This window comes from Acinetobacter proteolyticus (assembly GCF_000367945.1).
GTDB classification, from domain to species: domain Bacteria; phylum Pseudomonadota; class Gammaproteobacteria; order Pseudomonadales; family Moraxellaceae; genus Acinetobacter; species Acinetobacter proteolyticus.
In genome coordinates this window covers 2,771,173-2,783,221 of the sequence record NZ_KB849179.1, presented here as the reverse complement: position 1 = coordinate 2,783,221, position 12,049 = coordinate 2,771,173, and the positions used below count along the sequence as shown (strand labels likewise).

At 42.5% G+C, this 12,049-nt stretch carries 11 protein-coding genes; 7 read left to right on the top strand and 4 right to left on the bottom strand.

The features are described 5' to 3' along the window. Positions 1 to 47 precede the first annotated feature (47 nt). Positions 48 to 1,322 (bottom strand): OprD family outer membrane porin, encoded by a 1,275-nt coding sequence (locus tag F993_RS04150; protein ID WP_004656387.1) that lies wholly within the window; start codon positions 1,320 to 1,322, stop codon positions 48 to 50. Positions 1,323 to 2,062: 740 nt separating this feature from the next. Here F993_RS04150 and F993_RS04155 point away from each other — a divergent pair. Next, positions 2,063 to 2,833, top strand: a complete 771-nt coding sequence (locus F993_RS04155) for a TorF family putative porin (RefSeq protein ID WP_004656385.1) — start codon at positions 2,063 to 2,065, stop codon at positions 2,831 to 2,833. 113 nt (positions 2,834 to 2,946) lie between these two features. Here the strand turns inward: F993_RS04155 and F993_RS04160 are convergent, their stop codons facing one another. Beyond that, the gene (locus F993_RS04160) at positions 2,947 to 3,711 is read right to left on the bottom strand and encodes a sulfite exporter TauE/SafE family protein (protein ID WP_004656384.1); all 765 of its coding nucleotides are present in this window, start codon (positions 3,709 to 3,711) and stop codon (positions 2,947 to 2,949) included. 398 nt (positions 3,712 to 4,109) lie between these two features. Between F993_RS04160 and F993_RS04165 the strand changes: the two genes are divergently transcribed. Continuing rightward, positions 4,110 to 4,898: a TorF family putative porin gene (locus F993_RS04165; RefSeq protein WP_004656383.1), complete on the top strand. Its 789-nt coding sequence runs from the start codon at positions 4,110 to 4,112 to the stop codon at positions 4,896 to 4,898. A gap of 40 nt (positions 4,899 to 4,938) precedes the next feature. Here the strand turns inward: F993_RS04165 and F993_RS04170 are convergent, their stop codons facing one another. Then, positions 4,939 to 6,426, bottom strand: a complete 1,488-nt coding sequence (locus tag F993_RS04170; RefSeq protein ID WP_004656381.1) for a YifB family Mg chelatase-like AAA ATPase — start codon at positions 6,424 to 6,426, stop codon at positions 4,939 to 4,941. 69 nt (positions 6,427 to 6,495) lie between these two features. Further along, complete coding sequence (locus F993_RS04175; RefSeq protein ID WP_004656380.1) at positions 6,496 to 6,723, bottom strand: accessory factor UbiK family protein; 228 nt, start codon at positions 6,721 to 6,723, stop codon at positions 6,496 to 6,498. Positions 6,724 to 6,998: 275 nt separating this feature from the next. On the opposite strand from F993_RS04175, the gene glnK reads away from it, so the two are divergent. The 5 genes from glnK (at position 6,999) to F993_RS04200 (ending at position 11,806) form a co-directional block, all read left to right on the top strand. After that, positions 6,999 to 7,337, top strand: a complete 339-nt coding sequence (gene glnK / locus F993_RS04180) for a P-II family nitrogen regulator (RefSeq protein ID WP_004656379.1) — start codon at positions 6,999 to 7,001, stop codon at positions 7,335 to 7,337. A 67-nt stretch (positions 7,338 to 7,404) separates the two neighbouring features. Continuing rightward, positions 7,405 to 8,814 (top strand): ammonium transporter, encoded by a 1,410-nt coding sequence (locus F993_RS04185; protein WP_004656378.1) that lies wholly within the window; start codon positions 7,405 to 7,407, stop codon positions 8,812 to 8,814. Positions 8,815 to 8,939: 125 nt separating this feature from the next. Continuing rightward, on the top strand, positions 8,940 to 9,404 hold the full coding sequence (gene nrdR, locus F993_RS04190) for a transcriptional regulator NrdR (RefSeq protein WP_004656377.1): 465 nt from the start codon (positions 8,940 to 8,942) through the stop codon (positions 9,402 to 9,404). A gap of 12 nt (positions 9,405 to 9,416) precedes the next feature. Continuing rightward, positions 9,417 to 10,517 (top strand): bifunctional diaminohydroxyphosphoribosylaminopyrimidine deaminase/5-amino-6-(5-phosphoribosylamino)uracil reductase RibD, encoded by a 1,101-nt coding sequence (gene ribD / locus F993_RS04195; protein ID WP_004656376.1) that lies wholly within the window; start codon positions 9,417 to 9,419, stop codon positions 10,515 to 10,517. Beyond that, entirely contained in the window at positions 10,514 to 11,806 is a 1,293-nt protein-coding gene (locus F993_RS04200; protein ID WP_004656375.1) for a DNA adenine methylase, read from the top strand. Before ribD ends, F993_RS04200 begins: the two co-directional genes overlap by 4 nt. Positions 11,807 to 12,049: the final 243 nt, after the last annotated feature.

The following is a 12,049-nucleotide window of genomic DNA, read 5'->3' as shown; positions in this document are numbered from 1 at the left end:
CCTCCATTCAATTGGATGGAGGTTTTTTTAACTTGATGAACTGTGAATTAGAATAATTTCACAGGAATATCAAGCCAGATACGCCATTCATTGGTATCACCAATGTAGGCATTAGTTTGATATTCATCGCTTGCACGGTAGTAAGAATGACGTAAGCGTAAGCTTGCATCTTTGGCAAAACCAGATTGAACAGTGTATTTCACTTGGTTAAAGAATTCACGTTCTTTGGCATTGTCAGTCAAGTTCTTAACTTTGATGTCCCAACCGTAAACATACGCAGTGGTCCAGCTTAAACCTGGAACGCCATAGCTACCAAAATCAACGTTATATTGAAGCTGTGCAGATTTTTCACTGTTACCAATGAAGTCAGACAGGTAAGAGTTTGGCAAATAGATACTTTGTGCACCATCTGCATTCTCACCATAGTCATAACCAGTATTGCCATTGTTTTGTTGGTAAGCCAACATCACACTGTGTGGACCTGTGTTATAGGTCGTAGAAAGTGCCCAAATGGTATTCTTGCGATTAGACAAATCATCAGTTGTACTTGAATACGTACTGCCTTTTTCATCCCATTTGGTGTGGTAAGCGCTCAAATCATAAGTAAGAGCACTGCCTTGATTCAATGGTTGTCTATAGTTGGCATTCACATAATGACGATCAAGTTTATCTTTGCTATCTAAGCCAAAATAAGATGCGCTCAAGTTATCATCAAATTTGTATTTCGCACCCCAAACCACAGCACGATCAAGACGACGGCCGTCAGTATTGATTTGATCTGAATACTGATCCTTGGTGAATTTACCCGCAGTTAACTCTAAACCATCAATTTCACGGCTAGTTGCTAATACACCTTCAAAGTATTCAGGAACCAAACGCGTGGTATTACTTGCTAAGACAGGGATATCTAAAACTTGGGTACCATAAGTTACGGTTGTATTTGAAATACGTGCTTTTACAAAACCGCCACCACGTGCCCAGTGATCATAAGCTGAGCCGTCTGGATGCTTCGGAATCATACCATTGCCCGAGTTATTGTTTGAGCCTAATTTAAAAGAGCCGTCACCAATAACACCTGCACCAAAGCCAACTAAACCTTGAGTAAAACCAGTTTCCAGTTTCACCATTGCCGTTTGAGCATATGAGCTTGTGTCTTTGACACCATTCTTTTTGTCACGATTTAAATAACCAGTACGGAATAAAATATCCCCTTTGGCATCTTCAACAAGTCCTTTTGCTTCGCTTTGTTCGCTTGCATATGTTGAGGTAATTAACGCGGCATTAATCAAAACCGCTAAAGTAAGTTTATTTGCCTTTGGCATAGCTCGCCTCATTAAAAAAAGTAAATTTGGGATAAGACCGAAATTTTGACCAATTGTATAAGTTATGCGTAAAAAAGATAGATTTTTATTAAAATAATTTAATTATTATTAAATAAAATACTTATAAAATTTTATGATTTGTTTCTCGTTTAAAAAATCATCAAATTAAATTTAAGCATATGATTTTATTTTATAATTTATTTTATTTTGGATGCAAAATAGACGCAATATTTTGCGGTTTGTTTTTATAAAAATATGTGATTTATTGCTGTATTTTTTCTTTTTATTGAAAGAGTTATTTTTTCTTTGTTTAAAAAATAATCGAGTCGATTTGCAAAAAATGACATCCCGACGAATGACAGTGACTGACCAATCCAATAGTTACAGCGCTTCAGCCTGATTTAAGTTTTTTGTTAATGCACCTTTATAGAACATTGTTATTTTTTACGGCATAACGCCGATCTTTTAAGCATTTCGAATGATTTTGTTTTTATGGGCATGCCTCTTTTTTGTGCGAAAAAAGTACTGAAAATTTCTGTTGCCTTGAAATCGGTCAAAAAATAAAAAGATTTCCTGATAAAGCGCAATTCGGAGGCATTGATGTTGTTATATCGGCACTTTTATAGAACGGAATCGAGAGTTGACACACTTTTTCTAAAGTTGGCACAGCAATTGCTATTTATTTTGCGATGCAATTTAAAACATAAATCAGTCGAATATCCATCATGGGGGAAATCAATATGATGAAATTTGCATGTAAAGCGATCGCGTTGAGTATTTGTGCAGTGACTTCGACTTTTGCTATGGCGGAAGAAACAAATACATTATCTCAATATGGCCTTAGCTTTTCTGGAACCGCTGCTTTAACGACAGATTATCGTTATCGTGGTATTACTCAAACTCAAAGTGATCCTGCGGTGCAAGGTGGTTTTGCATTAACGCATTCATCTGGTTTATATGCAGGCGTATGGGGTTCAAACGTTAACTTTGGCGCTCCAGATCCACATTTGGAGTTAGATCCATATGTGGGTTATGCGACTGAACTTCCATTTGCTGGTAAGCCAACTTTAGATGTAGGTTTATGGTATTACGGCTATCCAAGTGCATCTGATCTGAACTGGTTAGAACTCTATGCAAAATTAGGCTTTAAAAATGTCTTGGCATCTGGTGATAGTCTATTGGGTAGTTTGAACTATACCAATGATTTTGCTGGTACTGATGAAAATGGTTGGTATGTCAATGCCACTTATAACATTCCTTTTGCAGATACAGGATTTGGTGGTGTTGCGAGTGTCGGTTATACCAAAGTGGATAACTACGACTTTAGCGATACAGGTGGTGAAGATGACAACTATGTTGATTGGAAAGTGGGTGTGACTTATAGCGTTAAATCAGTATCGGGTTTAACCGCTGAGCTTGCTGCGGTAGGCACTAATATTGATGCAGATTTCCAACCGTATAAACGTGGTACAGAAACCGGCGCAGTATTTACCTTAACCAAAGCTTTCTAAGTTTCGGTCTGTCAAAGCAACATAAAAGCCAGTCATCATACTGGCTTTTTTATTTTTATCGTCTAGGTAGGATACTGGATGAAGAGAGCCACGGTCTACTTTTTATGATGTCTTTAAAAGAGAGACAATCCCATTCTTAGAATGAGAAAAACAAGTAGGATCAGAAAAAACCATCGGATAAATTGGCTGCCATAGCGTAGTGCCAGAAAAACACCAACGAAGGAACCCAGTACATTGCAGAAGGCAACGATTAAACCGATTTGCCATAACACATGACCTGTAGGAATAAAAAATAAAAGTGCTGAACTAAAAGTGCCAATATTCACGATTTTGGCCGATGCAGAGGCATTGAGAAAATCAAAACCGAAAACCTTTACAAACAGAAAAAGCAGGAAACTACCGCTGCCTGGCCCAAAAACACCATCATAGAAGCCAATCAACCCGCCAAAAAGGATGCCAAGGGAGATTTCTTTAGGCCCGCATCTCACATAGGTACTGCGCGCACCTAAGTCTTTCTTTAAAAAAGTATAGATGGCCATCAGGATGAGTAAATAGAAAACCACATGGCTCATGAGCTGCTTTGGAACATGGGCTGTTGTCATTGCACCCGCAAATGCACATATAAATGCCGCAAGCATGGTGGGAATTAGTAGCTTCCAGACAAAAGTAATTTTATGAACATATCTAAAAAATGAGGCGGTGGTTCCAGCCCAAACCGCTAATTTGTTGGTGCCAAAAACAGTTGCAATATTGTGCTGAGGCAAAGCATGTAACAGCGCTGGAATTTGGATTAAACCTCCACCACCTACTGCGGCATCGATCAGACCACCACAGAAGGCAAAGAGTCCTAAAGTCAGCAGGGCGGTTTGATCAATCATAAAAATCAGCCAATCTGAGGAAAAAAATAATCTTGTTGTATAAGCTTTATGCAGTGTTTTAAATAAGAATCTAACCGAATAATGAAAACATCATTTGCTTAGTTTTGTTGTTTTTTTATCCATATTAAAAATAAAGGTTTGAATGAATGAAAGTTCTTTGCTTGGCTAAAACAGTGCTTTTTGTGCGCTATGTCGAGCATCAATAGCCCATTTTGGTTGCAAGATTTACAGTTCAAATGTCGTTATAAACTAAAGGACTCAGCTTATGTTTTTCTAAGTATTGATTTTATTGGTGTTTATTTTTTATTTGAGTTTGGCACAGCATTTGCTAAATAGCTTTTGATGCAATTTAAAGCTTAAAAATCAATTGAGTATCTAAAATATAGGGGGAGACCAATATGATGAAATTTGCATGCAAGGCTGCTGTACTGGGAATGCTGACCACAGCATCAACATTAAGTTTGGCTGAGGAGAGCAAACTACCTTTTCCCGGTACCGTTACGGGAAATGTAAATGTGGTATCAAGCTACAATTTACGTGGGATGACCAACTCACCAGAAAGTGATACGCCGGCAGTTCAAGGTGGGCTGGATTATAGTCATGACAGTGGCTTTTATTTGGGGTATTGGTTTTCGACTTTAACCGCAGCCTATGCTGATTTTAATACTTCGCCTACTGATGTGAAGGAAGAGAAAAAATCCTTCGAAAACGATTTTTATGCGGGCTATAAAGGCAAAATTACCGAAGATCTTGGTTATCAAATTGGGGGAACGATTTATTACTATTATCCAGGTTGGGAATCGACAGGTTATGAAACCATCTTGGGGCTCAGTTATAAAGATTTCAGCATTACCGCACAGACTTTATTAAATAACGTCACCTTCGGAAACAAGGGTGATACCTATTTCTTGGCGACCTATGCACCAAAACTGGCAGGGGGCTTTACCGGTAAAGCGCAAGTTGCAGCCTATTATTATGGCGACGACGATGAATATTTGGCTTATCAAGCCAAAGCTGGCGATGTGACCAAAACTGATTTTGCCTTCCGTCATGCAACGCTAGGTTTATCGCACCCATTGGGCAATACCGGCGCAACGTGGAGTCTGGATTATATTTTTGGTGGTTACACCCGTGATGAAACCAAACAAAAGAATAAAGTGGTCCTAGCTTTAGGTTATGCCTTCTAACTGAGCCTGAGTCATAAAAAGCGACCTTAAGGTCGCTTTTTTAACTTTGCTGACCGCGATAGGACAAGGCTTCAGTGATATGACTGCTACAGATGAGTTCACTTTCGGCTAAATCTGCAATGGTTCGAGCCACTCTTAAGACTCGATGATAGGCACGCGCAGAAAGGTTGAGCCGCTGTTGTGCCATTTCAATAATTTTGGTCGAGCTGTCATCTAACAAAGCATGCTGTTCCAATAATTTGGGAGAGAGCGCCTGATTTAAACACCGTTGTCTTTGGATCTGTTTTTCATAGGCATGGATGACGCGTTGTCGTACCGTTTCAGAGTTTTCGGTTGGGCTTCGATCCTGTAATTCTTGTGCCTGTAAGGGTGGCACATCAATGTGCAAATCAATACGGTCTAATAAAGGCCCTGAAATTCGGTTTTGATAACGTTGAATGCTGTCTGGCGAACATTGGCAACGGCTATCCTGATTAAAGGCATAACCACATGGGCAGGGGTTCATTGCTGCAATAAACTGAAAGTTTGCAGGGAACGTCATTTGTCGTGCAGCACGTGAAATCACAATCTCTTTGGATTCCAGTGGTTGGCGCAGTACTTCAAGCACCTTGCGATCAAATTCGGGTAATTCATCCAAAAATAGAACCCCTAAATGCGCTAAGGTGATTTCGCCAGGTTTAGGTTGAGAACCACCACCCACCAAGGCAATTGCAGATGCGGTATGGTGCGGCGCTCGGAAGGGTCGTTGTCCAAAAGTATGTGGTGCATTGGCAACCGAGTAAATACTGGCGACTTCAAGATTCTCACCTGCATTGAGCGGGGGCAAAATAGAGGGTAGCCGTGAAGCCAACAGGGTCTTTCCAGTACCAGGCGGCCCTTTAAATAATAAAGAGTGCCCGCCTGCGGCAGCAATTTCCAAAGCACGACGCGGGCGGAGTTGTCCTTTTACATCGGCAAGATCAAATTGATAATAGGAGGCGGCTGTGGTTGTTCTTTGTGGTGCAGCTGGAATCTGGGAATTGCCCGAAAAATGTGCACAAACCGCTTGTAGATGATTGGCTGCATAGACTTCAAATTCTGGCAACTGATTGGCTTCATCTAAATTTGCGGTCGGCAGTAATAAGCGATGTTGTGCCTGTTGGCAGGCCATCGCAATGGTTAAGGCTCCTGAAATCGGGCGTAAATGACCATCTAATGCAAGTTCCCCAATAAATTCAAAACCTTCAGTACTATTTTCAGGAAGTTGTCCAGAGGCAATCAAGATACCTAAGGCAATTGGGAGGTCGAGTCGTGAACCATCCTTAGGGAGATCTGCAGGTGCTAAATTAATGGTTAAGCGCTTGGTTGGAAACTGAAAACCGCTATTAATGATGGCTGAACGGACACGATCTTTACTTTCGCGTACTGCTGCTTCGGGTAAACCGACAATTGTGAGTGAAGGCAAGCCGGAACTGATGTGGACTTCAACTTCAATTTGCGGGGCATGTAGCCCCAATAAGCCTCGTGTATAAATCTTGGCAAAAGACATCTTATTATTGTTCCATTGTGGTGCTTTATTTTTAATCATTTTTCGGTGCTGATTGCACCGAATTGGTGCTTATTTCTTGTTCTGAACGATTTCTTCTAAAATTTTCATCTGCTGTTGCAGCTCAGAGAGGCGCTGATTGGCTGTATTCAGTGCAGTTCTTTGACGGTCGAGTTCTTGTTTAGAGACAAGGTCTAGTTTTTCGATGCTTTCATTCAATAAGGCACGTAAGTTTTTTTCTAAATCTTTTTTAGGTTGATCAACTTGCTGCAAAATTGCCTGTAAAAGAGTCTCAATCATAAAGTGCTCAATAGGTTATGTATATTTGCTGCCCAGTGTATCACTGCTGCAGGCAATCCTCTAGCACAGTTCGGGACAGAAGGATGAGTGACTCTCTGATTTCATTCAATATAGCGAAATGAAACTTATTTTCGATGCACTATCTACATCTTGAAGGCTAAATAGGTTATAAAGAAAGCTTGTGCTCAATATTTAAAAACCCCCAACCTTTAAATATTGGCATGAAAATTGAACATAAAACCTTACTGGTGAAAATAAGCCGAAGGAAAACAAACATGAAGCTTGTAACTGCAATTGTAAAACCATTCAAATTGGATGATGTGCGCGAAGCACTCTCTGAAATTGGTGTTCAAGGGATTACCGTAACCGAAGTCAAAGGTTTCGGACGTCAAAAAGGGCATACAGAACTGTATCGTGGTGCAGAGTATGTGGTTGATTTCTTACCGAAAGTGAAGATTGAGATTGCAATTAGTGATGAAATGGTTGATGCCGTCATTGAATCGATTACTCGTGTCGCAAGCACAGGCAAAATTGGTGATGGAAAAATCTTTGTCACGAATTTAGAGCAAGTAATCCGTATCCGTACGGGTGAAACTGGGCCAGATGCTGTCTAAATTGGCACAAACTTTGCTGAGTTAGAAATAAGAGATATAGCTCACAAAATAAGGTTGGGGGACACGAATGAAAAAAATGCTTATGGCGCTCAGTCTATCTGGCGCACTCTTAGGTGGTTCAGCGGTGGTTTGGGCAGAAGATGCTGCATCAACCCCGGCAACTGAACAAACTGTAGCCGTAGTTGCAGATACTGGTGCTGCAACAACCGAAGTTGTTGCCGTTGAAGCACCTGCTGCTGAAGAGGCTGCTCCAGCTGCTACTGCGACAGTCGATACCGGCGATACTGCTTGGGTTCTTGTTTCAACAGCACTGGTTCTGTTGATGACTATTCCTGGTTTAGCGCTGTTCTATGGGGGTATGGTTCGTAAGAAAAACGTCCTCAGCACCATGATGTTCAGCCTTTCTGCTGCAATTTTAGTTAGCTTAATCTGGGTGATTGCAGGATACTCCTTAGCTTTCTCTGGTACAGGCGCTTATGTCGGCGACTTGGGCAAAGCACTGCTGAATGGCGTTGCATTTGATGCCTTGAGTGGCACTATTCCTGAAAGCTTATTTGTTGTTTTCCAAATGACCTTTGCCATCATTACCGTTGCAATTATCAGTGGTTCGATTGCGGATCGTATGAAATATTCAGCATTCATGGCATTTATCGCAGTTTGGGTGATCTTGGTGTATGCGCCAATCACTCACTGGGTCTGGGCAGCTGATGGCTGGTTATTCAAAGCAGGCGCATTAGACTTTGCTGGTGGTACCGTTGTGCATATCAACGCAGGTGTTGCAGGTTTGGTTGCAGCATACATGTTAGGCAAACGTACTGGCCTTGGCCGTGAATCGATGGCACCACATAACCTGACTTTAACTGTGATCGGTGCAAGCTTGATTTGGGTGGGTTGGTTCGGCTTTAACGGTGGTAGTGCTTTAGGTGCGGGTGCGCGTGCAAGTATGGCGATTTTGGTAACTCAAGTTGCTGCTGCCGCTGCTGCATTCTCTTGGCTGATTGTAGAACGTCTAATTCGTGGTAAAGCATCAGTACTCGGTGGTGCATCAGGTGCGGTTGCTGGTTTGGTTGTAATCACACCTGCAGCTGGTTTCGTTGGTGTTAGTGGTGCCCTAATCATGGGGCTTGTCGGTGGTGTGGTGTGTTTCTGGGGGATTACTGCACTGAAACGCCTGCTTAAAGCGGACGATGCCTTGGATGCATTTGGTTTACACGCAGTCGGTGGTATTGTTGGTGCGATTCTGACTGGAATCTTCTATAGCGATGAAATCATCAAAGCAGCGAATGTTGCACTAGCTCCGACTTTTGCTGGCCAATTGTGGGTACAAATTGAAGGTGTATTAGCAACAATCGCCTATAGTGCAATTGTGACCTTCATCATCCTGAAAGTGATTGATTTGGTGATTGGTATCCGTGTCAGCGCTGATGATGAACGTATGGGTCTTGACCTGAGCCAACATGGCGAACGTATCGAATAATCGACACAACATGCGATTTAAAAAACAGCCTTATCGGGCTGTTTTTTTATGCCTTTAGACGACTGGTTCTGCAATTGCAGAAACTTTGCTACACTTAGGCAAAGAGAGTAAATAATCACGCCACTATGCATTGTCCATTTTGTAACGCCGCTGATAGTAAAGTCATAGACTCGCGTTTGGCTGCCGAAGGCTGTCAGATTCGTCGTCGTCGTGAGTGTGTCATTTGTGGAGAGCGTTTTACCACCTTTGAAAGTTATGATGTGGTAATGCCACGGGTGATCAAATCTGACGGTAAAAATGAGCCGTTTGATGAGGCCAAACTGCGCCGTTCTCTGATGCATGCCTTGCAAAAACGCCCAGTAACGCAAGAACAAATTGAAACTGTACTCAGTGATATTCAATCGCAGATTCGCCGACTGGGCGAACGTGACGTCAAGTCCAGAACTATTGGTGAAATTGTGATGCAGGCTTTATTTGCACTGGATCATGTTGCCTATGTTCGATTTGCCTCGGTGTATCAAGATTTCCAAGACGTAGAAGCATTTCGCCATCAAATTGAGCAAATGCAACAACGTGAAAACGAAGCTTAAATTAGAGAAATCATGTCTGAACTCACCCAAGATCACTTATCTGAACAGCAGTACTGGATGCAACAAGCGATTGCCTTAGCTCGACGAGGACAGTATTCGACCAAGCCGAATCCGAATGTCGGTTGCGTGATTGTCAAAGAGGGGCAATTGATTGGCGAGGGCTATCATCCCAAAGCAGGTCAACCACATGCCGAAGTCTTTGCTTTGCGTCAAGCAGGTGACAATGCACAAGGAGCTACTGCTTATGTGACGCTGGAACCTTGTGCACACTATGGTCGAACGCCACCTTGTGCTGAGGCTTTGGTTAAAGCTCAAGTCAAAAAAGTAGTGGTGGCTTGTTCAGATCCAAATCCGTTGGTGGCAGGTAAAGGCGTCCAGATTTTACAAGCTGCGGGCATAGAAGTTGAAACGGGTGTTTGTGCCGAAACTGCAAAAACGCTCAACTTGGGTTTTTTAAAAGCCATGTCGACGGGTTTGCCTTATATACGTTTAAAAATCGCCTCTAGCTTGGATGGTCGTACCGCGATGGCATCTGGGGAGTCCAAATGGATTACGGGTACAGCAGCTCGACAAGATGTGCAGCACTGGCGTGCCATTTCAGGTGCAGTCATTACTGGTATCCAAACGGTTTTGGCCGATGATTGTGAATTGAACGTACGTGCCTTAGACGGGATTGAACTGAGCACCGTGGTTCAACCCAAACGTATTGTGCTGGACCGCCAAGGACGACTTCCACTTTCAGCTAAGATTTTACAAAATCCCGAAACTGTCATGGTGATGACACCATTTCGTCAAGAACTTGCAGATTTAGGCGTGATACAATTGCCACCGCAAGCTTTAAATCAACTATTGCAGACCTTAACTCAACAGTACCAAATTTATGATGTATTGGTTGAGGCTGGCGCAACTTTATCGACCGCCTTTTTACAGCAAGGTTTGGTTGATGAAATGATCAGTTATGTTGCACCCACTTTACTCGGCCAATCTGCTCGTGCGATGTTTAATGCTGAATTTAGCAAAATGGCAGAGCAACTCCGTTTTGAGTTGGTCGATGTAACCCAACTTGGGCAAGACATTCGCCTAAGATTGCTCCCTATCCAAGAGATGATATGAATCCAGAACCATCGGTTTATCACAAACGTCGTCATGCCGCACGTACGACTGACGAATATCTTTTTCATCAGTTAGTGCCTTATCTGGGCAATAAGCGTCGACTGCTTCATTTGATTTTAGAAGCACTTGAGATTACAGGCACACTGAACAGCAAGAAAAAGAACCCACCGATTTTTGCGGATTTTTTTGCTGGGAGTGGCGTTGTCTCGCGTTTGGCACGTCAGAATGGTTATCGTGTGATTGCCAATGACTGGGAACCGTATAGCCATGCACTCAACCATGCCATTTTGGCTTGTGTAGATGCACCTGCTTTTAAAGAATTAGGCGGGTATCAAAAAGCCATTGATTACCTGAACCGTTTGCCAGAGGTTAAAGGCTGGGTTACACACAACTTATGTCCGCGTAATGATGATGTTTATGATCCTGCCCGTGACCGTTTGTTCTTTAAACGCCGTAACGGCATGCGTATTGATGCAATCCGTCAGCAGATTGCAACATGGCAAGCACAGGGCGCAATCAATGATGTGGAAATGAGTGCGTTATTGGCGCCACTGCTGTATTCGGCAAGCTTTGTCAGCAATACCAGTGGGGTCTTTAAAAGCTTCCATCAAGGATGGGGTGGGCGTACTCAAACGGCTTTAGAACGAATTGAATCGCTATTGTGGCTGACACCGAGTCGCTTCTGTGAGATTGGTGATCCTAAACGTCCTGCTGCTGAAATGTGGTGTGTGGATGCGCAGCATCTTGCCAATCAAATGAGTGGTTTTGAGGTCGATGTGGCCTATCTAGACCCGCCGTATAACCAACATGCGTATAGCAGTAATTATCATGTCTTAAATGCGCTGACTCTATGGGATCAGGTGGATTTGCCTTCACCCGATACCAAAGGCTTTAAGAGCGGGATTGATCGGGCATGGCGTAAAGAGCGACCAAGCCCTTATAACTCGTCAAAATATGCCAAAGAAGCCTATGAGAAGTTATTAGAAACCATTAATGCGCGCTATATTTTGACCAGTTATTCAACCGATGGAAATATTGAGCCGAAAGACTTGCTGACCGCCAATTTAAAGCGTGGCAAAGTGACTTTATTGACTCAAGATGTTCCGCGTTATCGGGTGAGTAAACAGCGTCAATCAGATCGCGCACGAGTACTTGAGTTCATCGTTATTACCGATACTCATGCCAAGTCTGGTCCGCCATTACGACAGTTACTTGGGCAGTTATATCACTTTGCCGAATTGGGCGGCGTCGATACTACCGGCAACAGTACCCAACTGGCCCTCTGGTAGGCTCAATCAAACGCCACTTTACATCACAGAGTGGCGTTTTTGTATCCAGCTTTAGTGCTGTATCGGATAAATAGATGGTGAAAATCGGTTTTCGGGATAACTACTTGTTTTTATAATAAAAATACAGCAAATTTTGACACTTTTAGCTGTGCTTTAGCATCTCATTTGATCGCTAGCTTTTTGTTTTATAATTTAAGAATATCCATATGAAACAATATATTGCATTATTTTTTATTGGGGGTT

Excerpts from the sequence above, each read along its gene's own strand:
- F993_RS04150 (WP_004656387.1), bottom strand. The coding sequence starts at position 1,322 with ATGCCAAAGGCAAATAAACTTACTTTAGCGGTTTTGATTAATGCCGCG.
- F993_RS04155 (WP_004656385.1), top strand. The coding sequence starts at position 2,063 with ATGATGAAATTTGCATGTAAAGCGATCGCGTTGAGTATTTGTGCAGTG.
- F993_RS04160 (WP_004656384.1), bottom strand. The coding sequence starts at position 3,711 with ATGATTGATCAAACCGCCCTGCTGACTTTAGGACTCTTTGCCTTCTGT.
- F993_RS04165 (WP_004656383.1), top strand. The coding sequence starts at position 4,110 with ATGATGAAATTTGCATGCAAGGCTGCTGTACTGGGAATGCTGACCACA.
- F993_RS04170 (WP_004656381.1), bottom strand. The coding sequence starts at position 6,426 with ATGTCTTTTGCCAAGATTTATACACGAGGCTTATTGGGGCTACATGCC.
- F993_RS04175 (WP_004656380.1), bottom strand. The coding sequence starts at position 6,723 with ATGATTGAGACTCTTTTACAGGCAATTTTGCAGCAAGTTGATCAACCT.
- glnK (WP_004656379.1), top strand. The coding sequence starts at position 6,999 with ATGAAGCTTGTAACTGCAATTGTAAAACCATTCAAATTGGATGATGTG.
- F993_RS04185 (WP_004656378.1), top strand. The coding sequence starts at position 7,405 with ATGAAAAAAATGCTTATGGCGCTCAGTCTATCTGGCGCACTCTTAGGT.
- nrdR (WP_004656377.1), top strand. The coding sequence starts at position 8,940 with ATGCATTGTCCATTTTGTAACGCCGCTGATAGTAAAGTCATAGACTCG.
- ribD (WP_004656376.1), top strand. The coding sequence starts at position 9,417 with ATGTCTGAACTCACCCAAGATCACTTATCTGAACAGCAGTACTGGATG.
- F993_RS04200 (WP_004656375.1), top strand. The coding sequence starts at position 10,514 with ATGAATCCAGAACCATCGGTTTATCACAAACGTCGTCATGCCGCACGT.